This window comes from Comamonas odontotermitis, from assembly GCF_014207855.1.
GTDB classification, from domain to species: Bacteria; Pseudomonadota; Gammaproteobacteria; order Burkholderiales; family Burkholderiaceae_C; genus Comamonas; species Comamonas odontotermitis_A.
Map to the genome: position 1 here is coordinate 14,529 of NZ_JACHKZ010000020.1, position 23,496 is coordinate 38,024.

Sequence of the window (23,496 nt, forward strand, 5' to 3'; positions counted from 1 at the left end):
CATTCACTATCAGACAAATAGCTGCTTGCGCTTTATAGGTAGGCAATAGCGGCATGTTTCCTCCCAATCAATAGCTCATGGTCTGCACCGAAGCGCCTTGGTAGACTTCGACGGTCTGTGTGCGCAGGGAAGGTGCCGGGGATGTTCCCGCTCCTGAATACGGGGGCGGGGGAGTGACCAGGGGCGTTGAGCCCCGAGCATGTTTGGCTGGCGCGCCAACTGCCAGATCCCTGAAGCGCAGGCCCGCAAAAGAGCGGTCTGCCGCCTGCAGCAGTTCATCTTTTTTCAGCTTGCCCGCTACCGGTTGTAAAACGGTCGGCAGGGCCGCGAACAAGGCTGGATTGGGTACAGAGGTGTCGTCCGGGTGGCGCAGGGCCAGGGTGAGGTGGCCGTACTTTTCCGCCAGCGTCAGGCGCTCCACATCTTCTAGCGGTACCGCCAGTACGGCTGTATTGGCAGGGGCAGGAGGTGTGGCGTTTCCGTTGCTGCGGCGCGAGCTGTCGCTGTCTTGCTGGGCCTGGCGCTGAGCAGCAGTGGGAGGCGGATTTTCCACGCTGGCAGCGCCATAGGCCAGCACGCGGCTACGGGCCATCAGCAGGCGGGTCTGGGTGTCTATGTCTGCCTTGTCGTTCTTGCCGTCGAGGGTAAAGAACACGTCCACAAAATCGCCCGGACGTACATGGTTGCCAGCGGCCATGGGCTCTTTGACGGCAATGGATACCGCGCGTTGGCCAGGCTCGATCTGCAAAGCCAGGCCGCTGAGCAGATGTTGCTCGAACAAGGGTGCCTGGGCAGGCAGCGCCACGACCGTGGTTCGGCCCACCAGCGGCGCGGTACTGGAAAAGCTGTTGGGTACAGCCGCTGGCAGCTGTGCAAGTTGCACATCTTCTGCGGTCAGCCGCTGGCCTGCCGGTACTGCCTTGGCGGCGACCACGACGGCATGGGTCGTGGCCGGTGCGGAGGGGGCCTGCACGGTTGGCGTGGCAGGCGCTTGCACGGGGCGGGTGGGTTGGCGGCCCAGCATCCAGGCGGCCACTCCCAGCACAATGGCGAGAACGAGCAGCAAGCCAGCAAGTATCTTGGTGAGGTTCATCGTGTGTGCTCCTGATGGTTTGCTTGTTGTTGGGCCTGGGTTGCCGTGGTGCAGCAGGTGCTTGGATTTGGTACCTGCCGCGCAGGGTGCGCGCGAGGCTGAGACCAGAGGCAAACACCCGGCGCATTGCGGGCAGGTGGCGGATGCGGTGGAATGGCTGGCATGGAAAAAACCTCAGTTCGCCAGGCTGGGGCCGGTGCGCAGCACCACCCAGATGGCGGCAATCGCCATGTAGCCCGCATACGGAATGCTGCGCTGGATGACGCGCTTGCCGCTGGCGGTGGTTGTGGGTGATGCAGTGGCTGGCACCATGCTCGCTGCCAGCGGCGCAGGCAGGTGTGCCTGCAGCCAGCCGCCGTAGACGCTGAGCTGCAGACGACGCCATGCGAGCACAGCCATGCCATGCAGCCCGGCGAGCAGGCTGCCGCCAAGCCAGATGGCCAGCAGGTAAGGAGAAATGCCAAACCACAGACCCATCACAGCGGCAAATTTGACATCGCCAGCTCCCATCCAGCGCAATGCATAGAAGGGCAGCAATATGGCGAACGCCGCCGCAGCGCCAACCAGGCCACTCCAAGGCTCCACCCAGAACGGCTGCACGCCACTGAACAATGCCACCGTGCCTGTCGCCAGGCCCAGCAGCACCATCCAGTTGCGTACTTTGCGGCTGTGCAGATCCATGGCTGCTACGACGGCGAGCCATAGCAGCAGGACGCACGAGAGGAGCCAGGTGGTGGTCATGGAGTGGTAGGTGCTGCAGCACACGTCGTCGAGGCGTCTGCCCAGGTTGTGCTCGGTGTCTTGACGATATTGGAGAGTTTGCAGAACATCTCGTTGAGTCCTCCGCCAATGGCGCTGGCACCTGCAATGATTGCCACTGCGATCAACCCTGCAATCAATCCATACTCAATCGCTGTCGCACCTTCTTCGTCCTTCCAGAAGTTCTTGATGAAGTTCGTCATAGTGGTCTCCAGTTTTCACAAGGCCCATGGAGGAAAACAGTGGCTGGCGATGGGCGGACACCAGCCGCTGTACGGGAAAACGCGCTGCTACCAGCGCCAGGGCGCTGGCACGCCGCGATGCGGCCTGACGCAGGTCATTGCGGCCTACGGCGCCCAGCTCTGCCCGGCGCTCTTCCACCCGGACGAGCTGGCCGATGATGTCCGCCGATTCGGCAGCGAGCTGGTTGGCAATGCAGGCCTCCTGCTCATAGAGCTTCAGGCGGGTCTGCAGGCCTGTGATCCATTCTTGGTGGCGGCCAGGCTGGCTCATAGCGCGGCCTCCTGAGCGGCCGTGCCTCGTTCGTCGTAGGTGCTCTGGTGAGGCTGGTGGACTGCCGATGCGGCATGCGGCAGGGGGCGTTCAGGCTGGCTGGGGCCGCGCGAGACGACGCGGTTGTATACCTGCAGCAAAAAGATAGAGGGCAACAGGCCCAGCAGACTGATGGGCAACGCCAGCCACAACGCCCGCTGTAGATGGCTGCAGGCGTGCTTGAAGCTGCTGCCAATGGCTTTGGAAAACGGCCCTGCCACGCCAACTGGTGCTGCAGCTGGCGCTGCAGGAACCAGTTTGTGGGGAAGCAGGAATTCAAGCATGGCTGGAAAATTGTCGAGTTAGTAACAACGAGAAACCAATATCCAGAAATCGTTTCCAATGCATTGTGCAGATATTGCGTAACTATCGGAAGTTTATGTAACTAATAATTTCCATAAATAGTGCCAAATTGGTGTCAAAAAATGACAATTTGTTATTTTATTAATGTTAGTAAATGACAACTGCGCTATGTGATGCTAGCAAGTTCTATGCAAAATATGTAAAAAACACCCGTTATCGAGAAGATTTATGTATTTGCTTATTATTTTTTATATTTTGATACATATAAATAATTAATAAGCACGATGGAGCTCGGGCAGTTCCTCTTTGCTTATGGACGCGCTCCGGGCTCTTGTAGAGAAGCCTTTATGCAGCAGCAAAGTGCATGGCTGCGCTGATGGTGATGAGCAACTGGCTTGCAATCCGGCAGTCGTTGACCAGTGCATTGCCCGAGCGGGGTGAGAAAAATGCTGCTTGTCTGCGATAGCCGCCAGCCTGCAGCAAGGCGACCTCAGGCCACACAATGCGTTGGTAGCAGGCTCGAAACAGGGTTTGCATGTTCGCTTTGAACTCTGCCTGCATGCCTTCGCTCATGAACTGCGGCTGATTTGCGTGCCGTGTGCATTCCATCACTGCAATGGCTGTCCATGGACTGGCTGCGGGGGATGGACGACCACCGTCGTCGGCGATCAATCGCAGTTGCTGCCAGCTTGCATGCAGCCATTTGCCATCGTCGCTGCCCCTTGCAGCAGGTGGCTGCGGCGACCCGCCGAAAGGCGACTGTTGCTGGCGCAGGCGCAAGGCCTTGAGGCCCAGCCCACCCCATGGCGGCGTATCACCTGGGAGGGCAGGTGATACGCCGCCCAACTGTTGGGCCAGCAAAGTGATCAGGTTGCGGACGGTGGAGCACGCATTGGCTCCGGGGAAGAGCTCCGTGTATCGCAGCAGTACGATTAGACTCATGGCATGCAGCATTTCGCTTGCATAGTCATGCAGGCTCCAGCGGCGCATCTGTTCAATCAGGTACACGATGCAGCGGTGGCAGGCCAGGGCACTGAGCTCGTCCTGGGATGGCTCCGCCGGGCTGCTCTTGTGCGCGAGCAGCAGAGCGTAGGCAATGCCCAGGTGATCCAAGAGTGTTCCGGCTTCGGGCCAGCTACCGTCTTCGCTCTGGCGTTGGGCGATCAACTGTTTGGTGGATCTATACAGCATGGGCCCCGCGGAGCCATTGCGCAGGTGGGCGGGAGACAGGCGGGGGCGGGGCAATGCAGTCAGTTCACCATGTTGGTCGAGATACACACCCTCCAGCAATAGCTGCCAGCGGGCATGGGTGGCACCATGCACCGGATCGGACAGGCTTCGTACGCCAGCTAGCGTGCGCGATGTGTTGGTGCCCAGAACCGAGAGCAGTTCCGTGTCTTCCAATTCATCGTCCGCCAATGCCCAGGTGCGGGTGGGATCGGTGGAGCGCAATTGGCCCATTGCGGTGGTTGCTGGCTGGATGCCGCAGGCCCAGTCAATGCGCAGCTCCACTCCGCTGGCGTTGTGGGCCCATGCCCACTGGCGCACGCGCGTGGCGCCTTCCCGCCAGGCGGCGTGCACGGTGACACGCCGGATGCTGAAGCTGGTGACAGGCAGATCTTCTGCTGCAACGGTAAAGAACAGCACACAGCAGGCGTATGGATCCGGAAGTGACACCACATGCTGCGCCACGAACCGAAAAGCCAGATCCAGCTGCTGCGCGAGATCGATCGATTCGGCGCTCGGCTCATATTGTTCACCGACGCTCATGGGCATCGGCGTGGGCGGTGCGAAGCAACTGGAGAGCGATGCGTTCATCATGGTGTTCTCGCAAGGTGTAGAGATGATTCGGGGTTTGCTGCCTCACCGCCGCAACCTTGCGGCGTTGAGGCACTCAAACCTTATAGAGTCAGGCTGTGGTGCTGCAACTCCTGGCTGATTGCTCCGCTAATGCCTACCGTACCCGCTTCACTAACGTGGCTGCTGATGGCCAGCGAAAGGGGCTGCAGATCTGCCAAGGCCTCTGCTGTACTGGTTGTGACGGTGATAAAGCTGTCCAGCAAGCCGCCGAGGCCACCGCTGCCCACGCCACTGCCCAGATCGCTGAGACCGGCAATCAACTGGTTGAGTGTGCCAATGACTGGCTCCAGTACCAGGCCGTCGATCAGCGTCAGGCCGTTCACCAACTCGGCAAGCACTCCCAAATGGCCACCATCGACGGAGGTCAACCCTTCCAGCAGCCCGGTCACCGCTGCCAGCGTGCCAGTGCTGGGGTTGAGCAGGGTGTCGATCAGGTTTCCAACGGGGCTTGCCACGGTGCTGCCCAACACGCTGTCCACCAGATCTTGTACCGAAGTGATCAGGCCATGGTCAGTCGGGTCGGTCGTGCCCGTTGGGGCGGTCATGCCGGGTTCTTCGGTTCCGCCGCCGGGGTTCGTCGGCGTGGAATCGTCACCATCGTTGCCGCTGTTCAGCAAAGCACCTGCGAGCACGCCACCGCCCACGCCAACCAGACTCGCCAGCAAGAAGTCGCCCAGGACGGCGCAGCCCGCTTCAGTATTGCTACCGGCAGCTTCTGCCTTTGCGGTTGGTACAGCGGCGGCATTCGCTGCCGCAGGCACAGTTTCCACGCTGCCTGATGCCGCGGTGAATGCCGCCACGCCTGCAGCGCCGCTGCTATCGCAATTGCCGAGTGTTGCTTCTGGACTGGCAGCAAGGGGGGCAATTTGCGATTGCCCATCGTTGTTCGTCATAACCGCTTGCGCATTGCCGCCCGCCGGAGCCACGATGGTGCCGCCCATCTGCAACTTGCCACCTGTCCGCGCTGCCATTGACTGGCCGCCGCGCACCATGTGCACACCTGCAGAGACTTGGGTGAGTGGGGCGGACGCCATTTTGGCGCCATCCCCGGATGGGGCGGCATCGTTGGTTGCGCGGTGAATCGATGGGAGGGCCGCGGTCATGTACTGTTTCCCAAAAATTGGTTTTGTGGGCAGCCCGGAAACGACGCCGGACGGCACATGCCTCGGTGAGCGCAATAGGCGTGCCAACATGGGGAAACGGGCAGGTCAGAAAACAGAGGTTTCTAACTTATTGATTTTTTTGATGTATTTTTTCTCTTCTTGGTATGCATAACGAATGCATCCGCCATGCTTCTGGCAGTGTTACGGGCAATGTTACGTAACGTGGACACGGTGGGGCCGTAGCTTTTTTCCTGCCGTCTGGCGCTTGCCAACAATGGCCGGAAAAAGCTGGTGAGCATTGATTGGCAGATAGAAATATGCGGTACGCAAACAGCTGCAACCCGTCAGATCGTGGTGAAACCTGGGTGCCACAATTGCTGATACCCATCGGTAAAATGCAATGTATCAAAATGTACAATCGACAACCTGGGCCGAGCGCCTGCGCAGGTGGCTCACAATGTCGCTCATTTCGGTGTCTGGCGGCCTTGTCTGCCTTTTCTAGTCATTGCAGAGAGAACCATTGCTTATGAAGACTGCGCCTAACATCTTGCTGCCAGTGCATACCTGCCGCCGCCTGCATTGGCACCGCAATTGGGTCGCACTATTGCTGGGATGTGGTGTGGCGCTGCACAGCCTGCCTGCATTGGCCGCCCGCGCTGTGGAAGAGGTCACGCAGTTGCTGGAGCAGGGCAAGGCCGATCTGGCTGCCAAACAGGCAGACAGCCATCTGCAGCTCAATCCAGGCGATGTGGAAATGCGTTTTTTGCGCGGTGTGATTGCCACCGAGCAAAAACAGAATGCGCAGGCGATCAAGATCTTCTCGGCGCTCACGCGTGAGTATCCCCATATGCCTGAGCCCTACAACAACCTGGCGGTTCTGTATGCGGCCGATGGGCAGGAGCGCAAGGCTGCGGAGGCTCTGGAGCAGGCAATCCGAACCAACCCCAGTTACTCCACCGCCCATGAAAATCTGGGGGACCTGTATGCACGCATGGCGAGCGAAGCCTATTCAAAGGCGCTGCAGTTGGATGGTTCGCGGCAGGACATTCGCCCCAAGCTGGCCTTGATCACCCAGATCGTGCCGGGGGCCGCGAGCCGGGGAAAGACGGTGGTGGCCGATGCAGGAAGCGCTGCGGCGCCAGTGGCGGCCAAAGCCCCCGCCAAGGCCGAAGTTGCGCCTGAGCGCAAGCCGGAGCCTAAGCCCGAGGCAAAGCCGGAACCCCAGCAACCACCCAAACCACAGCCTGCGGTCAAGCCCGAGCCCGTTGTGGTTGCCAAGGCAGAACCGGCGCCAGTGGCCAAACCTGCGGCACCGGCACCGACTCCCGTTGCTGCACCAGCGCCAGCGCCTGTGCCTGTGGCATCAGTATCAGCACCTGTACCGGCGCCGGCTCAACCTGCAGCAAGCGCCAAGCCCAAGGAAGAGCCTGCAGCACGACCGGCTGCTGTTGCCGAGACCAAGCCAGCTACGCGCCCGAGCGCGGTTGCCGATGTGGAGCGTTCTGTGCATGCCTGGGCGTCGGCCTGGGAGAAAAAGGACATGACGGCCTATCTGGATGCATACAGCGACAGGTTCCAGCCCGCCGGTGGGGGTAGCCTGGCGGCATGGAAAGAGGAGCGCCGGGCGCGCATTGTGGGTAAGCAGACGATCGACGTAAAGGTGCAGAACCTGCAGGTCAGCGTTGACGGTGAACAGGCGACGGCCAGGTTCCGCCAGTACTATGCCGCGGGCTCACTCAAATCCACGACGCGCAAGACCTTGACCCTGCGCCACGAAAAGGGCCAGTGGCATATCGTTCGGGAAGCAACCGGGGGCTGATCTTGCGTGGCGACTCGCACCAATAGCTTCTGAGGGATAGGGTGGCGCGGTATCATGCGCAGCGCGCTACCGATGGTTGGGCGGCGGGACGAGGATTTTTGGGCAATGCCTTTTAGCAAGCAGTTTTGGCGGCCATTGGCCATGGGAGCACTGGCGGTCGCCGCAAGCGGCGCGCTCGGTGTTGCGTATGCCCAAAAAACGGCGGACAGCAAGGCTGGCAGCGTCGCCCGGAGCCAAGGGGCTGCTGCCAGCGGGCCTGCAAAGAGTTCGTCAGCCTCCAAAGAGCCGAGGCGTGGCAAAAAGACCAAGGCCACCGAAGCCGAAAAAAGCACAAAAAATACCCAAGATGCCAAAAGCAGCGCAGCACGGGCAGCGGTGCCCGTGGCTGCCGTCGCACCGGGGGCCGTCGCACCGGGTGTCGCCGCACCGGCTGCCGTCCATGCAAGCGCCGAGGCGCGTTTGTTGAAGGTGATCGATCTGGTTCAGCAGCAAAAGCTGGATATGGCGCTGCAGGAAGCCTCTCGGCTGACCTTGGATGTGCCACATTTCCAGGCGGCGCAACTGGTGTATGCGGATTTGCTGCGCTACAAGACTGGCCATGCAGGGGCACTTTCTCCCGCGCCGCTGCCGGAGGTGGTGGCAATGCGGGTCAAACACACCCCACAACCCAGCACGGCGCCTGGTGCAGACAGCCTGGAGCAGTTGCGCGGCTTGCAGGACGAGATCAAGCGCCGTGTGCAGGGGGCCAATGCCTTGCCGGCTACCGGCAGTATTCCGGCGGAATTTCTGGCGCTGGCGCCCTCGGTGCGCCAGGCGATTGCCATTGACGCGAGCAAGTCACGGCTCTACCTGTTTGCCAACGAAGACGGCAAGCTGCGGTTGACGGGCGACTATTACGTATCCGTCGGCAAGCTGGGCATGGGCAAGTTTGAGGAGGGCGACCAGCGCACGCCCGAGGGGGTGTATTTCATCGGCAGGCAGATTCCTGGCCCCAAACTGCCCGAGTTCTATGGCAAGGGTGCCTTGACGGTGAATTACCCCAACGACTGGGACAAGGCAGTCGGGCGATCAGGCAGTGGTATCTGGCTGCATGGCACGCCACCAGACCAGTTTGCCCGCCTGCCGCTTGCCAGTGACGGCTGCATGGTGCTCTCCAATACCGATCTGACGCATCTGATGCGAACCGTTGGTCGCCTCTCTCCGGTGCTGGTACGTGAACGCCTGCACTGGGTCGCGGCTGCCGACACAGGTATGGGGCGCGAGCGGGATGCCTTTTTCTCCATACTTCACCGCTGGCAGCAGGGCTGGAGCCAAGTAGATGCGCAGGCTGCGCTGTCGCCGCTCTACCAGGCGGAATGGCGAAGCTCGGTTGCTGGCCAGGCCATGCAGGAGCGCATGGCAAACGCCTTCAAAGGTGGCGCCGTTTTGCAGGATATATCGGCATTTGCCTGGAAAGATTCCCAAGGCGAGATTCGCATCGCCAATTTCCGCCTCAAGGCGAAAAACCAGGCAGAGCCCCTGTCGCTGCGCCAGTATTGGCGCAAGGTGGGCAGCGAGTGGAAGCTGTTTTCGGAAGACACGCAGAATTGATGCAGTGGCTGGCAGCGCATCGGTGTCTGCGCCTGGAGCGCAATGCCATGAAGCTGGGCGCGTGTCCAGAAGATGGTAGGCAGAGATCTGAAGACTGCAATGCTGTCACACTAGGGTTTTGCGTTTGCTTCTGGAGTTGTCCGGCATGACTGACCGTACCAATGCATTTGGCCAAGCCATTGGCTGTGATTTGCCCAGCTGGGCACCGCGCGAGCTGCCAGCTCCCGTCACCCTCGAAGGCCGGTTTTGCCGGCTGGAGCCCATCAATGCCGACCGGCACGCTGCCCAGTTGCATGTGGCCTTCAGCAGCGCTCCCGATGCTCGTTTGTGGACCTATATGACCATCGGCCCCTTCGCCGATGCACAGGCATACCACGATTACCTGCAGAGCGTGGAGGCGAGCACCGATCCGCGCCACTATGCCGTGATCGACCGGGCCAGCGGCGAGGCGGTGGGCACGCTGGCGCTGATGCGGATTGATCCGAAAAATGGTGTGATCGAGGTCGGCAGCGTCACCTTTTCGCCGCTGTTGCAGCAAACCCCGATCTCTACCGAGGCGCAATATCTGCTGATGGCCTATGTGTTCGATCAGTTGGGCTACCGGCGCTATGAATGGAAGTGCGACCATTTCAACGCACCGTCGCGCAAGACTGCGCAGCGCCTGGGCTTCAGTTTTGAAGGCATTTTCCGCCAGGCGGTGGTGTACAAGGGGCGCAGCCGTGATACGGCGTGGTTTGCCATCATCGACAGCGATTGGCCCAAAATTGCTGCGGCATTCCAGGCATGGCTGGCGCCGGGTAATTTTGATGCCGCCGGGCACCAGAAGCGCGCACTGGCGGATTTGCGCACCCAGGGGTGAGGGCCGGTTACCGATTCATCAGAAATTGGCCGCTGGCGCCTGCCTGTATTGCGCCTTTGATATTCAGTTGGTAGCGTTGATAGCGGTAAAGCAAAAGGCCCGGGCATGATGCCTGGGCCTTTTTTGTTCTGTATTGGCCGCAGCCCCCTTGTGCAAGGGGCTGCGACTGCATTCCGTCAGTGGGTGTTCGGGTCATCCATCAACTGGTCGCGCAGCTTTTGGTCTTCGGTTATCTCAAACCACATTGCGTTGAGCACGGCAAACGCGGCAGCCAGCGGAAGTCCTAGGATCCAGGCGAAATACCACATATAAAAATCCTTTCTTAAGATGCAGCCCACGCTCAGTAAGCGTGGCCGCTGCCTTCACGAATCTGCTTTTCGTCGACCTTGCCCCACAGCACGCGGTACACCCAGGTGGTGTAGGCCAGAATGATGGGCAGGAAGATGACGGTGCACACCAGCATGATGAACAGGGTCATGTGGCTCGATGAGGAATCCCAAACCGTCAGGCTGAAGCGGGGATCGACCGTGGAAGGCAGGATCACGGGGAACATGGATGCGCCCACGGTCAGGATGATTCCGGCAATGCCCAGGCCGCTGAAGATCATGGCCCAGCCTTCCTTGCGCGCGCGCATCAGCACCGCAGCGATGATGCAGCCCACGATACCCAGCACAGGTGCGGCCATGGTCCAGGGGTATTTGCTGTAGTTGGCCATCCACGCACCGGGCATGTGGGCCGCTGTTTTGAACAGCGGATTCGACGGGCCGGTTGTATTGACTGCAGAAGTGATGGCATAGCCATCCACGAACTTCCACAGCACGACGCCTGCAAGCACAAACAGCACAGCGGTCAGGATGGCGGCGATGGAGCCCACGGTGCGCGCACGCTGCGCAACAGCACCTTCGGTCTTGATACCCAGCCAGGCGGCGCCGTGCATGGTCAGCATGGCAACGGAGACCAGGCCTGTGAGGATGGCAAACGGATTGAGCAGCCCGAAGAAACTGCCGTCGTAGTGGATGAACAGCTCAGGCGTCAGGCGGAAGGGCACGCCCTGCAGTACATTGCCGAGCGCCACACCGCAGATCAGGGTCGGGATGAAGCCACCCGCGAACAATGCCCAGTCCCAGCCGTTGCGCCAGGCCCTGGATTCGTTCTTGCTGCGGTATTTGAAGGCGACAGGGCGCAGGATCAGACCGATCAGGATCACGAACATCGCCAGGTAAAAGCCCGAGAAGGACACGGCATACAGCTGGGGCCAGGCGGCAAAGATGGCGCCGCCGCCCAGGATCAGCCAGACCTGGTTGCCTTCCCAGGTGGGACCTACCGCGTTGATGATGACGCGGCGCTCCACATCGTTCTTGCCCAGGAAGGGCAGCAACATGCCGGTGCCCAGGTCAAAGCCATCCATCACGGCAAAGCCGATCAGCAGCACGCCCAGCAGCACCCACCAGATGACACGCAGCGTGTCGTAATCCAAAAGTGTATGCAAGATCATGGTGTTACTTTCCGGAATAGGTAGGTTGTGCGGTAGCGACCGAGGCATAGCTCAGCGGCTGAGGCTCCTGCTGCTCGGGCTCCAGCTCGGGGCCCTTTTTGATGGCCTTGAACATCAGCTTCATCTCGATGACAAACAGCACCGAGTAAATCGCCACAAAACCCAGAATGGTGATCAGCAAGGTGGTGACACCCAGGTTGGATGCGGCCACGGCCGTGGGCAGCACGCCTTCGATGATCCAGGGCTGGCGGCCGAATTCGGCAACAAACCAGCCGCATTCAATCGCCACCCAGGGCAGCGGGATGGACCACACTGCCACCCACAGCAGCCAGCGGTACTTGTCGAGCTGGTGGCGCGATGCCAGGTAGAAGAACACAGCGGTCAGCACGATGAAGAACATGCCCAGTGCAACCATGATGCGGAAGGTCCAGAACAGCGGCGCGACCTGCGGAATGGTGTCAGATGCAGCCTTGGCGATTTGCGCGTCGGTTGCTTGACGCGGGTCATCGACATAGCGCTTGAGCAGCAGTGCATAGCCCAGCGCACTGCCGTTGGCCTCGAACTGCTCCTTCAGTTCTGGCGAAATGGTGGTGGTGGAGCCTGCTGCGCGGATCTTCTCCAGTGCGTCGTAGGCCTTGATGCCGTCGCGGATCAGCACTTCGGCGTGCTTGACCAGATCGTTGATGCCCTGCAGCTCGGTATCGAGCGAGCGGGTGCCAATCAGGCCCATCACCCACGGGATATGCACGGCATAGTGTGTCTCGCGGGCCTCTTGGTCGGGAAAGCCGATGGCGGTAAAGGATGCCGGAGCAGGCTCGGTCTCCCACATGGCTTCAATGGCTGCCAGCTTCATTTTCTGGTGTTCGCCAGAGAGGTAGCCCGATTCATCGCCCAGCACCACCACCGACAGCGCACCGGCAAGGCCAAAGGCGGCTGCCACGGTCATCGAACGCTTGGCAAGCTGCACATGGCGGCCTTTGAGCAGGTACCAGGCGGCAATGCCCAGCACGAAGACGGAGGCGCATACATAGCCTGCCGACACGGTGTGCACAAACTTGGCCTGCGCCACCGGATTGGTCAGAACGGCGCCAAAGTCATTCACTTCCATGCGCATGGTCTGCGGGTTGAACACCGCGCCCACGGGGTTCTGCATCCAGCCATTGGCGATCAGAATCCACAGCGCCGAGAAATTGGTGCCCAGCGCCGTGAGCCAGGTCACGATCAGGTGCTTGACGGGGGAGAGCTTGTCCCAGCCAAAGAAGAACAGGCCCACAAAGGTGGCTTCCAGGAAGAAGGCCATCAGGCCTTCAATGGCGAGCGGCGCACCAAAAATGTCGCCCACATAATGACTGTAGTAGCTCCAGTTCATGCCGAACTGGAATTCCATCACCACGCCGGTGGCAACGCCCATCACGAAGTTGATGCCAAACAGCGTGCCCCAGAACTTGGTCATCTGTCGCCAGATGACGCGGCGCGTCATCACGTACACCGTCTCCATGATGGCGATCAACATCGACAGACCCAAGGTCAATGGGACAAAGAGGAAGTGGTAGAGGGCAGTGATTGCAAACTGCAACCTTGATAGCCCGACAATGTCGATATCCATGAAATGGTCCTTTCCGTTCTTGGTATTTATCGATCCAGATGAAATAAGGGTGGGGGTGGGCGGCGGCGCTCAACCCGGTCGCAGTCGCGCAATCAGTGCATCAAATTCCGGTGTGCCCTTGCGCGCGTCCTGCCAGGCGATGCGGGCGGGATCCACCCATACGATGCGGTCCGCATGGCGCGCTTCGCGCTGCAGATGGCTGGCCATGACGATGGCAGCGGGTATGTCTGGGGCATTCGTGCGGCGAGCGAGGTGCCATTGGGCAATGGCCTGCATCACCTCGTCTGCGGTGTGCTGGTCGAGACCTTCGGTGGGTTCATCCAACAGCGTAAGCGGCGCGGGGTGCAGCAGCAGCCTGGCCAGCGCAAGGCGGCGCGATTCGCCGCCCGACAGACCGGCGCCCTGGCTGCCCAGGGGCGTGGCCAATTGCTGTGGCAGCGCTGCTACCACAGCGGCAAGGCCTGCGGCCTCCAGGGCCGTCCACAAGTCATCGTCGCTGGCGTCGGGGCAGCCCAGGCGCAGATTGCCGCCAATGCTGTCATGGAACAGTTCGGTGCGTTGCGGCAGGCTGGCGGCTGGCTGGCACAGTACCTGACCGGTGGCGGCCTGCAGCTCGCCCGCCATCAAGGCCAGCAGGCTGGATTTGCCGGTGCCGCTCGGGCCGGCGAGCACCAGCCATTCGCCAGCGGCCACTTGCAGATTGATGTGTTGCAGCGTCGCCTGGGCGCTGCCACTGTATTGAACGCTGGCGTCCTGCAGATCCGCCACCAGGCCTGTGGCAGGCGGCTGCAGGCTCGCGGGAGCGGGTTGTGCCTGCAATGGGGGCGCCAGGCGGCGGGCAGCCAGGAGGGTGCGGCCTGCTTCCATGGCGCCGCGTCGTATGTTCAAGAGCGGCTCCAGGGCCGCCAGCAACACCAGGGTGGCCAGGGCTGCAATCGGCGCGCCGATCTGGCCTTGTTGCACCAGCCTGCCCGCAGACAGCAGCGCGGCGGCGGTGGCGAGGTGCCCGGTCATCGCAATGGCGATGCCCACCTGGGCCTCGATCTTGTTGAGGTGCATGTCGGCAGCCATCTGCTGGCGCTCTGCGGCCAATACCTGCTGCAACTGGTGGCACAGGCGGCCGGCCATCACCAGTTCGGTCTGACCGCCTACCGCGTCAATCACCGCAGCCCGCAAATGCGCTCCGGCAAAGCTGCGCCTGACCGCCGTTATAAAACCCCGGCGCACGCACCAGGCGATACAGGCGACTCCACCTGCCAGCACCATGGCGCCCACCAGCAAACCGCTGCGCCAATCCAGAAACAGGCCCAAGGCGAGCGCGGAGGCCGTGGTGCTGGCAAGCAGGGCCATGGCCGGGGTGAAGAGGCGCAGGTAGACGGCGTCGAGCGCGTCGATGTCGGAGGTCAAGCGGTAGAGCAGGCGTGCGGGGCGCTGGCGCAGGCGCAGTGCAATATCCGTGGCAGAAAAGCGCGAAAACAGCCGGACGCGCAACTGGGCCAGTACGCGCAAGGTGGCGTCATGGGTGGTGACGCGCTCGCCATAGCGGGCAGCGGTTCGCAATACCGAAAGCAGACGCACGCCGGCGCCCGGCGCAAACACATCAAAAACCAGGGCTGTCGCGGTGGACAGGCCCGCCACGTAACAGGCTGTCAAAAACCAGCCGGACAGGCCCAGCAACGCCATGCCAAACAGCACGGTCGCCATGGCAAGCAGCATGCCGGTCAGCAATTGGCGGCGATGGCCGGAACGTGCAAACAGTTGCACGATGGGGCGCAGGGCGTTCCAGGTCGTCATACTGTGGCTCCTTCTTCGCGCTTTTCGCTATCGCAGAAGGCGGGAGGGCTGCCACTGTCCTTTTTGAGAGGCAGTACCCGATCCATGCAAGCGGCCAGCAGCGGGTCGTGTGTGGCAACCACCAAGGTGGCGCCGCCGGCAGCCAGCCGCAAAAGACCCTGGCGCACAAACTCTGCGGTTTCAGCATCCAAATGGGCTGTGGGCTCGTCGGCCAGAACCAGTTGGCAGCCCGGATTGGCTGCGGCGCGCGCCAGGGTCAGACGAAGCGCCTCGCCACCAGACAGGCCCAGGCCACCATCTCCGATGATGGCGTTGCCGCGCTGGGCCAGTACATCGCCGAGTGCAGCGCTGTGCACGGCTTGCTGCAAAGTGGTGTCATCCAGATCGCGGCCCAGGCTGATATTAGCAAGCAGGCTGGTGGCAAACAAATGCGGTTTCTGCGCGACCCAGGCCATGCGGCTGCGCAGACCCGGCGCATTGGCACCATTCATGGGCAGGCCGCCCACGCGGATATTGCCTTGCGACGGTGCCGCCAGCCCGGCAATCAGCGCCATGACGGTTGATTTGCCACTGCCGCTTTCGCCCCAGAGTGCAATCTTTTCACCGGGCCGGATCTCGGCATGGAGGCTTTCGACCACCTGCGCACCTCCATCGGTGTAACGAAAACTGACGCCCTGCAGGGCAATGTGCAGCCCGTGCTTGCTGGCAGTCGAATGCATAGGGTGGACAGTTGCATTGCAGAGATTTGCGCCCACCAATTGCGGGCCCGGCTTCTGTAGCGCCTGCAACGCTTGCTCGGCAGCAAGGCCAGCCGCCTTGTCATGCCAGACCGCGGAGAGTTCGCGCAATGGCTCGAAGAAGGCTGGCGCGAGCAGCAGCACGAACATGGCCTGGGCCAAGCTGAGCTGGCCGCCCCAACTGCCAAACGGCAACTGGCCCAGCAGGTGAAAGCCCACATACACGGCAACCAGGGCGACGCCCAGCGCAGAAAACAGCTCCAGCACAGCCGATGACAGAAAGGCAATCTTGAGCACTGCCATGGTGTTGCAGCGCAGGCGCTCGGCGGTGGCAGCAAGCTGGTTGGCCACCATCGGGGCCGCGCCCAGCCCGCGAATGCTGGCAAGGCCTTGCAGGCGATCGAGCAAGAATTGGTTGAGGTTGCCCACTTCCTGCAGATGCTTCTTGCTGGCGGCCTCTGCGCGCCAGCCTACCAGGGCCATGAAGACCGGAATCAGCGGCGCGGCCACCAGAAGCACCACTGCCGACACCCATGAAAACCAGGCTACGCACACAAGAATGGCTGGGGGCAGCACCATCACCTTGGTGCGGGCCGTGGTGTAACGCGCAAAATAGGGGGTGATCTGGTCGGCCTGCTCGTTCAGCACACTGGCAGCCAAGCCGGGTGACGGGCGTTGACTATCGGTGGGGGAGTGTAGCGCCACAGCTTTCAGTGCCTGCTGGCGCAACTGCTGGGTATAGAGCCGTGCCGAGGTGAAGGAGACGCGAAGGCCGGCAGCGTCCAACAGCGCGCGTACCAGGCCGGTGGCCAGAAACACCGACAGGGCGATCCAGATCTGGCTCCAGGCAGTACCCTGCTGCAAAGCACCGATACTCCACGCAATGGCTGCTGCCTGGGGCAGCCACAGCAATGCTGCTGCCGCCTGCAGCCATGCCCCGCCCTTGGATGGACGCTCCGCCGCGCTAGCCGCGTTGGCGGAGGGGAAAGGGAGCGGGTCGGCAGCCATCGAGGTTATTTATCGGGTTTTAAATTTTCAGGAATTCGTGAAAGTATTGTAATTACAAATAAACACTTGACCCAAGCTAAGGGCCTAGCAGCTTTTTCTTGATCATGCTCAAGCATTTGCCGCATTGTTGCGCCAAGCTGCGCACAATGCACGCGGATTTTTGCTATGAAAATTAGCTGTTTGGCTGGTTTATGAAAGCAGCGTGGCCCAATGGCGGCGCATTTCATGCAGGCCGCTACGCCTATGGGGACGCAGTCTCACTTGCCTAACGTCAAGGTTTTCCTGCATTCTGGTCCTGCAGGGGTAAACAGACCTTGCTGTAAGTCAAGAAATACAAGGGTTGTCCCTAGGCTATCGGGGAATGGGCTTGCTCGCCCGTTGCTCCAGCGCGACCTGGATGGAGCAAAAAAGTGACATAGGCAATGGGCGCACGTCAGGCGGCAGGTGCGTTGGGCGTTTCTGCTGCACTGGCCGGGCCCTGTGATGCCTGTGCAGGGGCAGCCTGTGTTTGCATGTTGAGCTTTTGCAGCACCCAATGGATATGGCTGCGCAGCGCGTACAGTTCGTCGGCGTAAGACAGCGGCACGGTGATCTTCTCGACCTTGCGGCTCAGCTCCTCGAGTTCGGCCCGGATGCCGGCGCGGTCGGAGTCGGGTTGCTCCATTTCATGCTCAACGGCGCGAAGTCGTCCGTACCACTTGAACACGCGCGAACGCACGCGGAACTGGTAGAGCGGGGGCACGATGCGTGACAGTGGCAGCATGAACGCAAGCAGAACGCCCAGCACCAGCCACATGCGCTCTACCAAGTTGGCCAGCCAGAAAGGCAGATAGCGTTGCTGCCAGGGCGATGGCTCGTTGATGGCCCGCACGCCTTCCTGCGCCACAGGCAATTCGCTGCTCTTGGTATTGGGAAAGTCCCGTGCCCGGTTGAACCAGCCTGCATTGCTATGGATGTTCTGCGATGCCTGCGCAAACAGCTGCTTGATAGCCGGGTGGGTATCGTCGCGGGCCAGCAGCGAGGTGGTGGACGCCAAGAGATGCACATTGCGCGGCGGTACATTCGCGGCCAGATCGACAATGCCGCGTGGCAGCGTGACTGGCGTCAAGAATTTGAACTTGCGGCCATAGGCCTCGTTCTGCGGAAAGTCCATCAGTTGCACCCCGGGCGTTTGCAGCAGCATCTGCACCATCAGTGATTCGGGTGCGGAGACGAAGACCATGGCATCGAGCTTGCCCGCCAGAAAATCGACCGTGGCGGGCGTTTCCGTCAATTGCGACAGCGTCAGTTGCTTGGGGCTGAGGTGGTTGGCTTCGAGCAGCTGGTTGAACAAGGTGGGCACGCCACTGCCGGCCGTGCCCACGTTCACTCTCCAGCCAGCCAGCTGGGTCATGCTGGTCAATTGCGGGCGTTTGTTGAGGCGTTGCGCGGCATCGGTACGGTAGAACAGCCAGACAGGCTCTAGAAAGAGCGCGCCCAGCGATGTGAGGCTTTCCAGATCTTCGTCGGTCAGGCTGGCCGTTCCGCCCTGCACAAAGGCGAGGTCCGCCTTGCCTTCGCGCAGCAGTTGCAGGTTGTTGAACGAGCCCTCGCTCGCTTCCAGATTCACCTTGATCTTGTTGCTGCCAAGGGCCGAACGATACTGGTCACCAAAACCGGCATAGGCGCTTTGTGCGGGCCCGGTAGCCAGCGTCACTTCCGAAGGCGGATTGGGCTTGAGCCACCAGTAGGCCGCCACGATCAGCGCCACCGCAATGATCACCAATGGCCCGCCGGACACCAGCGCGTCGCGGATATTGAGCACCAGTGTGATCAAAGTCTGGCGCAGTTGGTAGGCCTTGTGGCGCATCGTGGTGGATCGGTCACCCATGGTTCTCGGGTGCTGCGCATGCAGCGGTATTGGAAGACCGCTTACTGTAAATCAGCGGCGCTGGGCAGGTGCAGCGCTTTGTGGTTTTCTCCAGCATCCAGATGTAAGCTGCGCGCGTGCAGCACGGCCTGCAAGGTGGCCTGGGCCACGGCTTCGGCGGCCATGGTGGCCAGCACCATCATGCCGGGGCTGCGGCCTGAGGCACCAGTCCCCAGACAGAAGAGGGTGTCGCCGTCCGACATGGTGTGCACCGGGTTGATGGCGCGCGCCAGGCCATCGTGCGCAACGGTTGCGAGGCGATTGGCCTGCGCCTTGGTGATGGCGGCATCGGTCGCCACCACGCCAATGGTGGTGTTGGTACCGGCCAACAGCGGCCTGGGCGGTTCGCCGCGCAGCAGGGCGCGGCGGGTATCCATGAGCTGCCTGCCATCTGCAGTGCGCGCACCCGCCACCACCTGGGCAGTGTCGGGATGGATCACGTCGCCCAGGGCGTTGCAGGCAATGATGGCGCCCACGGTCACGCCATCGACGGTGACCGAGGCGGTGCCAATGCCGCCTTTCATGGCGCGGTCGATGCCAAAGATCTTGCCCACGGCGGCACCCGCTCCTGCGCCCACATTGCCTTGCGCAGGCATGGCGCGGCTGGCGGCCTGGCATGCGGCATAGCCGGCGGCGGCGTCGGGGCGCACGCGCATATCGCCCACCAGCACATCAAACAGCACGGCCGCAGGCACCAGGGGAATGCGGCCGACGGAGATATCCAGGCCGACGCCTTGTTCCTCCAGCCAGCGCATGGCGCCGCTGGCCGCATCCAGCCCCCAGGCGCTGCCACCGGCCAGCACGATGGCATGTACGCGCTCGACCAGGTTGGTGGGATGCAGCAGATCAGTCTCGCGCGTGCCGGGAGCAGCACCGCGCACATCTACGCCGCCGACGGCACCGTCTCTGGCAAGAATGGCTGTGCAGCCGGTAGGACGGCGGCTGTCGGTGAAGTGACCGACCTCGATGCCCTGTACCAGAGTGATGGCGCCCGTATCCGGAAATTGTTTTGCGTTGGATGACATGGGCCGATTGTGGGCCAATGCAGGGTGCGCTGGTGAGGCAAAAGCCAAAGCGCTGTCAAACAAGTGTCTGGCAGCGCTTTGCAGTGAATTGATTTGCTATTCTTTGTATAGCTTCGGCGCGTTTCCATCGGGCGCCAGGGCCCATAAATTCGTCGAACCTTCTGACGCGCAGCCTTCAGGGACGAATCACGATCTGCGGACTGATCACAATGGCCTCGGGCCTGGGGACTGCGATCACGGGGCGAGGCGCCACCACAACCGGTTGCGGCTCCACATACACCGGCTGCTGGTAGACCACGGGCCGGTCGCGGCACTTGCGCTTTTCCTTGTACTCGCCATTCTTCTTCCACTTGCGCTCGACCTTGCACTGGCCGTCCCAGTACTCTTCTTTGTATTCCTTGCGATGGTGGCGGCGTCCGTGGTGATCGTCGTCATGCGCCCAGACGGGGGCAGACAGGCTGGCCAGGGCCAAAGGAACAAGAAGTTGGGCAAGCAGGCGGCTCATGGGCATTCATGTTAGGCGAATGAAGCTGCGAAGCTTAGCGGATATTCATGTATCAAAAGATGAGCAATGGTTGCTTTGTACATCAGCGTTAACAGATATTTTGACAATTGAAGCCCTATATGAATCTCGCTTTTGATTGCTTGCATTGGCCCGAGGTTACCCGGAAGACTTGCGCAAGGATCCTCACGGCCCGGGCGCCTCGCAAAAGCCAGCATTGAGATGGCAAAAAGCCCGCAGGGCAAGGCCGTGCGGGCTGTTTGGTACCAAAGTGGATCAGGCGGCGACCGTGGTCTGCTGTTGCTCGCCCAGGCCTTCAATGCCCAGGCGCATGGTCTGGCCGGCCTTCAGGTAGACGGGCACAGGCTTGATGCCCAGGCCCACGCCGGGCGGAGTGCCTGTCGAGATCACATCACCGGGTTGCAGGCTCATGCACCGGCTGAGGTAGGCAATGATTTGCGCCACAGTGAAGATCATGGTTTTGGTGTTGCCGTTCTGGAAGCGCTTGCCATCCACATCCAGCCACATGGTGAGGTTCTGCGGATCGGGCACTTCGTCGCGGGTTACCAGCCAGGGGCCGATGGGGCCGAAGGTGTCGAACCCCTTGCCCTTGTCCCAGGTGCCGCCGCGCTCGATCTGCCATTCGCGCTCGGACACATCGTTGATCACGCAGTAACCGGCCACATGGTCGAGCGCCTCGGCCTCGGTGATGTATTTGGCGGGCTTGCCGATCACCACGCCCAGCTCCACCTCCCAGTCGGTCTTGGTCGATCCGCGCGGAATCTCGACGTTGTCGTTGGGGCCGCAGATGGCGCTGGTCCATTTGCCAAACACCACGGGTTCGGTGGGAATCGCCGCGCCGGATTCGGCGGCGTGGTCGGCGTAGTTCAGGCCGATGCAGATGAATTTGCCCACCCTGCCTACGCAGGGGCCGATGCGCGGCTGGCCACCAACGGCGGGCAGGGTGGCCGGGTCAATGGCGCGCAGCTTGGCGAGCGCCGCATCGCTCAGGGTGTCGCCGTGGATGTCGGCCACTACGCCAGACAGGTCGCGCAAGGTGTTGCTGGCATCCAGCAGTCCGGGTTTTTCCTGGCCCACAGGGCCGTAGCGCAGCAGTTTCATGCAGTCTCCATCATCAAAAACAATGCTTTTAGAGCCGCTAACACAACCCTTGATACGTCGTTGCTTCGTCGGGGGCGCCTAGCCTTGTCGTACGTCTGTACTGCCTGCGGCTTCGCCTGACGCGGCCCGGCGCCTCGTCTCAAACGCAAATCTGCGATTTGCTGGGTTGTGTTAGCGGCTCTTAGTCTATGCAAGGCGGGGTGGGCTGGGTGTCACGAAGCTGTCGCCTTGCGTTGCGATCCGTTGTGGTCAGTTGGCCCAGCCGCCGTCGATCACATGCGCCTGGCCCGTGGTGAATGCGGCTTCGTCAGACGCCAGGTAGGCCACGAGCGCCGCGATTTCCTCGGGCTTGCCCACGCGGCCCATGGGCTGACGGGCGATGAAGGCGGCGCGCACTTCGTCCACCGAGCGGCCTTCGTGCTGTGCCTGTGCTGTGATGCGCTGGGCAAGCGACGGTGAATCAACCGTGCCGGGGCAGATGGCATTGCAGCGCACGCCCTTGGTGCAGTAATCGGCAGCAATCGACTTGGTCATGCCGATGACGGCGGCTTTGGAAGCACTGTAGGCAAAGCGGTTGGGCACGCCCTTGATGCTAGATGCCGCTGACGACATGTTGATGATGCTGCCCGCGCCCTTTTGCAGCATGCCCGGCAGAAAGGCTCGGATGGTGCGGTACATGGCCTTCACATTCAGGTCGAAGGCAAAGTCCCAGTCGGTTTCGCTGCATTCCAGGATGGAGCCCGCGTGTACGAAGCCTGCGCAGTTGAACAGGATGTCGATGGGCCCCAGCTCGGCGGCCAGCGCTTGCACCTGGGCGTTGTCCAGCACATCAAGCTGTCGCACCTCCAGGCCGGAGCCTGCGAGCGATTGAATGTTGATGTCGGTGGCGATCACACGAGCGCCTTCGGCAGCCAGCCGCTCTGCACTGGCGCGGCCGATGCCTTGTCCGGCGGCGGTCACCAGGGCTACCTTGCCTGCAAGGCGTTGGGAGGGGAGGGTCAAGTTGCTCATTCGTTCTTTTCTTTCCTGTCGATCTTTGCTGGGGATGTCTGGTGGGGCCGGTGGGTCAGAAATGACCATCTTGTACCAGTGGGCTGGGGCTTTGCGCAGGTGCAGCTTGCACGGGTTGCTGCTGATTTCGTAGCATTCCGTACTTGCGCGCCCACATGGCGGTGAGGATCGGCACCAGGATGGCGGTAAGCAGGCAGGCCGTGGCGGTAATGGCGGTGGCCGAATCGGCCATGGGTTTGAGCTCGGGGATCATGTTGCCGATGATCTGCGGATTAGCCACCGCAGCGCCTGCGGTGGAAGAGGCCGCCAGCCCTGCCGTGCCGTTGCCGCCGCCAATCACCTTGTCGGCCAGGATCAGTGGCACTCCGGTGATGACAATGACCGCCAGGCCGACGAACACGCCGGTGAAACCGCTCTTGGCGATTACGCCCAAGTCGATCGAGCAGCCCAGTGCAAAGCCGAAGAAGGGAATCAAGGGATGCACGCAGCGACCAAAGAACTCGCGCAGTTCGGCATCAAGGTTGCCTAGCGCGAAGCCAATCAGAAACGGCAGCACCGCGCCGACAAAAAGGCGCGGCTCGAACACGGCCACGCCGGTGGCGCCCAGGATCAGCATGCTCACGAGCGGGCCCGACTCGATGGAGGTAAGCACAAAGGCGCCGGCTTCTTCCTGGGTGCCGTACTGCTGCATCAGCGCGGCGTACAGGCCGCCGTTGGTCATGTCCATGGCCGTGACGAGCGCGAGCACCGATAGGCCGGTGAACAGGCCCGTCTGGATGCCTCCGGGCGGTAGCAGCCGGGTTGCGATCATGGCAACTACCCAGGCCACCAGAATTTTGGTGAGCACCAGGGTGCCTGATTTTTTCAGCACCACGCCCGTGGCCTTGAGGTTGATGGTGGCGCCCATGCAGAAGAACCAGACGGCCAGGATCGGCACTGTGCCTGTCATCAACCCATTGGTGAACGAGCCGAAGTACTTGCCTGCATCGGGTGCAAAGGTGTGGACGCAGGCGCCCAGCAGCAGGGGAATCAGCATGAGCCCGCCGGGCACGCGCTCGATGGCTTTTTTGATGTGCATGTCTCTTTCCTTGCGCCGCGGCAGGCGCTTTTGTTATGTGTAGTTTGGCTTGTTGTCAGACAACAAAGTCTTGACGAGTGAAGTGTTTCATAAAAAATCAATGGAAAATCATGCTGTAAACCCTAGGATTTTTGAAAAATACGAATAATTTGAGAAAAAATTAGAACTAGGTTCCGAAAAATAAACTTGATTTTTATACTTGTCGTATCTCTTTGGTGGCTGAGCCATGGGCTGTGCAGCTTCTCAGGCTTGCGAGCCATTGCCGCCATCG

The 23,496-nt window shown here is 61.3% G+C and carries 20 protein-coding genes and 1 pseudogene; 3 read left to right on the forward strand and 18 right to left on the reverse strand.

The window, feature by feature from the left end:
* Positions 1-67: 67 nt before the first annotated feature.
* From cpaB to HNP33_RS14695, 7 genes are all read right to left on the reverse strand, one after another.
* Positions 68-1,093 carry a Flp pilus assembly protein CpaB gene (cpaB, locus tag HNP33_RS14665; protein WP_184709804.1) on the reverse strand — a complete coding sequence of 342 codons (1,026 nt, stop codon included), beginning with the start codon at positions 1,091-1,093 and terminating at the stop codon, positions 68-70.
* Positions 1,094-1,267: 174 nt separating this feature from the next.
* A complete protein-coding gene (locus HNP33_RS14670) occupies positions 1,268-1,834 on the reverse strand; it encodes an A24 family peptidase (protein WP_184709802.1) in 567 nt (188 codons plus the stop codon).
* Positions 1,831-2,055 (reverse strand): Flp family type IVb pilin, encoded by a 225-nt coding sequence (locus HNP33_RS14675; protein ID WP_184709800.1) that lies wholly within the window; start codon positions 2,053-2,055, stop codon positions 1,831-1,833. The genes HNP33_RS14670 and HNP33_RS14675 overlap by 4 nt, the downstream gene beginning before the upstream one ends.
* A complete protein-coding gene (locus HNP33_RS14680; RefSeq protein WP_184709836.1) occupies positions 2,000-2,365 on the reverse strand; it encodes a hypothetical protein in 366 nt (121 codons plus the stop codon). Before HNP33_RS14680 ends, HNP33_RS14675 begins: the two co-directional genes overlap by 56 nt.
* Entirely contained in the window at positions 2,362-2,688 is a 327-nt protein-coding gene (locus tag HNP33_RS14685) for a hypothetical protein (protein ID WP_184709834.1), read from the reverse strand. The genes HNP33_RS14680 and HNP33_RS14685 overlap by 4 nt, the downstream gene beginning before the upstream one ends.
* Positions 2,689-3,052: 364 nt before the next feature.
* Positions 3,053-4,528, reverse strand: a complete 1,476-nt coding sequence (locus tag HNP33_RS14690; RefSeq protein WP_184709798.1) for a hypothetical protein — start codon at positions 4,526-4,528, stop codon at positions 3,053-3,055.
* 80 nt (positions 4,529-4,608) lie between these two features.
* A complete protein-coding gene (locus HNP33_RS14695) occupies positions 4,609-5,670 on the reverse strand; it encodes a hypothetical protein (RefSeq protein ID WP_184709796.1) in 1,062 nt (353 codons plus the stop codon).
* A 526-nt stretch (positions 5,671-6,196) separates the two neighbouring features.
* Here HNP33_RS14695 and HNP33_RS14700 point away from each other — a divergent pair.
* The 3 genes and pseudogenes from HNP33_RS14700 to HNP33_RS14710 all read left to right on the forward strand — a co-directional run.
* Positions 6,197-7,489 carry a nuclear transport factor 2 family protein gene (locus HNP33_RS14700; protein WP_184709794.1) on the forward strand — a complete coding sequence of 431 codons (1,293 nt, stop codon included), beginning with the start codon at positions 6,197-6,199 and terminating at the stop codon, positions 7,487-7,489.
* A gap of 381 nt (positions 7,490-7,870) precedes the next feature.
* A complete protein-coding gene (locus HNP33_RS14705; protein ID WP_325064943.1) occupies positions 7,871-9,079 on the forward strand; it encodes a L,D-transpeptidase family protein in 1,209 nt (402 codons plus the stop codon).
* A 145-nt stretch (positions 9,080-9,224) separates the two neighbouring features.
* Positions 9,225-9,926 (forward strand): annotated as a pseudogene (locus HNP33_RS14710) (GNAT family N-acetyltransferase); the annotation flags it as partial.
* Between the two features lie 188 nt (positions 9,927-10,114).
* Here the strand turns inward: HNP33_RS14710 and cydX are convergent.
* The 11 genes from cydX to kdgT form a co-directional block, all read right to left on the reverse strand.
* On the reverse strand, positions 10,115-10,246 hold the full coding sequence (gene cydX, locus HNP33_RS14715; protein ID WP_184709788.1) for a cytochrome bd-I oxidase subunit CydX: 132 nt from the start codon (positions 10,244-10,246) through the stop codon (positions 10,115-10,117).
* Between the two features lie 32 nt (positions 10,247-10,278).
* Entirely contained in the window at positions 10,279-11,433 is a 1,155-nt protein-coding gene (gene cydB / locus HNP33_RS14720) for a cytochrome d ubiquinol oxidase subunit II (protein ID WP_184709786.1), read from the reverse strand.
* A gap of 4 nt (positions 11,434-11,437) precedes the next feature.
* Complete coding sequence (locus tag HNP33_RS14725) at positions 11,438-13,039, reverse strand: cytochrome ubiquinol oxidase subunit I (RefSeq protein WP_184709784.1); 1,602 nt, start codon at positions 13,037-13,039, stop codon at positions 11,438-11,440.
* A gap of 69 nt (positions 13,040-13,108) precedes the next feature.
* Positions 13,109-14,833 (reverse strand): amino acid ABC transporter ATP-binding/permease protein, encoded by a 1,725-nt coding sequence (locus HNP33_RS14730; RefSeq protein ID WP_184709782.1) that lies wholly within the window; start codon positions 14,831-14,833, stop codon positions 13,109-13,111.
* Positions 14,830-16,578: a thiol reductant ABC exporter subunit CydD gene (gene cydD / locus HNP33_RS14735; protein WP_184709780.1), complete on the reverse strand. Its 1,749-nt coding sequence runs from the start codon at positions 16,576-16,578 to the stop codon at positions 14,830-14,832. Before cydD ends, HNP33_RS14730 begins: the two co-directional genes overlap by 4 nt.
* Before the next feature lie 433 nt (positions 16,579-17,011).
* A complete protein-coding gene (locus tag HNP33_RS14740; protein ID WP_418903849.1) occupies positions 17,012-18,448 on the reverse strand; it encodes a TAXI family TRAP transporter solute-binding subunit in 1,437 nt (478 codons plus the stop codon).
* Positions 18,449-18,489: 41 nt separating this feature from the next.
* Positions 18,490-19,512, reverse strand: coding sequence for a P1 family peptidase (locus HNP33_RS14745; RefSeq protein ID WP_184709778.1), 1,023 nt, complete (start codon positions 19,510-19,512; stop codon positions 18,490-18,492).
* Between the two features lie 175 nt (positions 19,513-19,687).
* Entirely contained in the window at positions 19,688-20,017 is a 330-nt protein-coding gene (locus HNP33_RS14750; protein WP_184709776.1) for a hypothetical protein, read from the reverse strand.
* A gap of 273 nt (positions 20,018-20,290) precedes the next feature.
* Entirely contained in the window at positions 20,291-21,136 is an 846-nt protein-coding gene (locus HNP33_RS14755) for an ureidoglycolate lyase (protein ID WP_184709774.1), read from the reverse strand.
* Positions 21,137-21,385: 249 nt separating this feature from the next.
* Complete coding sequence (locus tag HNP33_RS14760) at positions 21,386-22,147, reverse strand: SDR family oxidoreductase (RefSeq protein WP_184709772.1); 762 nt, start codon at positions 22,145-22,147, stop codon at positions 21,386-21,388.
* A gap of 55 nt (positions 22,148-22,202) precedes the next feature.
* Complete coding sequence (gene kdgT / locus HNP33_RS14765) at positions 22,203-23,225, reverse strand: 2-keto-3-deoxygluconate transporter (protein ID WP_184709770.1); 1,023 nt, start codon at positions 23,223-23,225, stop codon at positions 22,203-22,205.
* Between the last annotated feature and the right edge of the window lie 271 nt (positions 23,226-23,496).

What these genes read in the sequence shown, in the direction of transcription:
- cpaB (WP_184709804.1), bottom strand. Translation starts at nt 1,093, where the DNA reads ATGAACCTCACCAAGATACTTGCTGGCTTGCTGCTCGTTCTCGCCATT.
- HNP33_RS14670 (WP_184709802.1), bottom strand. Translation starts at nt 1,834, where the DNA reads ATGACCACCACCTGGCTCCTCTCGTGCGTCCTGCTGCTATGGCTCGCC.
- HNP33_RS14675 (WP_184709800.1), bottom strand. Translation starts at nt 2,055, where the DNA reads ATGACGAACTTCATCAAGAACTTCTGGAAGGACGAAGAAGGTGCGACA.
- HNP33_RS14680 (WP_184709836.1), bottom strand. Translation starts at nt 2,365, where the DNA reads ATGAGCCAGCCTGGCCGCCACCAAGAATGGATCACAGGCCTGCAGACC.
- HNP33_RS14685 (WP_184709834.1), bottom strand. Translation starts at nt 2,688, where the DNA reads ATGCTTGAATTCCTGCTTCCCCACAAACTGGTTCCTGCAGCGCCAGCT.
- HNP33_RS14690 (WP_184709798.1), bottom strand. Translation starts at nt 4,528, where the DNA reads ATGATGAACGCATCGCTCTCCAGTTGCTTCGCACCGCCCACGCCGATG.
- HNP33_RS14695 (WP_184709796.1), bottom strand. Translation starts at nt 5,670, where the DNA reads ATGACCGCGGCCCTCCCATCGATTCACCGCGCAACCAACGATGCCGCC.
- HNP33_RS14700 (WP_184709794.1), top strand. Translation starts at nt 6,197, where the DNA reads ATGAAGACTGCGCCTAACATCTTGCTGCCAGTGCATACCTGCCGCCGC.
- cydX (WP_184709788.1), bottom strand. Translation starts at nt 10,246, where the DNA reads ATGTGGTATTTCGCCTGGATCCTAGGACTTCCGCTGGCTGCCGCGTTT.
- cydB (WP_184709786.1), bottom strand. Translation starts at nt 11,433, where the DNA reads ATGATCTTGCATACACTTTTGGATTACGACACGCTGCGTGTCATCTGG.
- HNP33_RS14725 (WP_184709784.1), bottom strand. Translation starts at nt 13,039, where the DNA reads ATGGATATCGACATTGTCGGGCTATCAAGGTTGCAGTTTGCAATCACT.
- HNP33_RS14730 (WP_184709782.1), bottom strand. Translation starts at nt 14,833, where the DNA reads ATGACGACCTGGAACGCCCTGCGCCCCATCGTGCAACTGTTTGCACGT.
- cydD (WP_184709780.1), bottom strand. Translation starts at nt 16,578, where the DNA reads ATGGCTGCCGACCCGCTCCCTTTCCCCTCCGCCAACGCGGCTAGCGCG.
- HNP33_RS14740 (WP_418903849.1), bottom strand. Translation starts at nt 18,448, where the DNA reads ATGGGTGACCGATCCACCACGATGCGCCACAAGGCCTACCAACTGCGC.
- HNP33_RS14745 (WP_184709778.1), bottom strand. Translation starts at nt 19,512, where the DNA reads ATGTCATCCAACGCAAAACAATTTCCGGATACGGGCGCCATCACTCTG.
- HNP33_RS14750 (WP_184709776.1), bottom strand. Translation starts at nt 20,017, where the DNA reads ATGAGCCGCCTGCTTGCCCAACTTCTTGTTCCTTTGGCCCTGGCCAGC.
- HNP33_RS14755 (WP_184709774.1), bottom strand. Translation starts at nt 21,136, where the DNA reads ATGAAACTGCTGCGCTACGGCCCTGTGGGCCAGGAAAAACCCGGACTG.
- HNP33_RS14760 (WP_184709772.1), bottom strand. Translation starts at nt 22,147, where the DNA reads ATGAGCAACTTGACCCTCCCCTCCCAACGCCTTGCAGGCAAGGTAGCC.
- kdgT (WP_184709770.1), bottom strand. Translation starts at nt 23,225, where the DNA reads ATGCACATCAAAAAAGCCATCGAGCGCGTGCCCGGCGGGCTCATGCTG.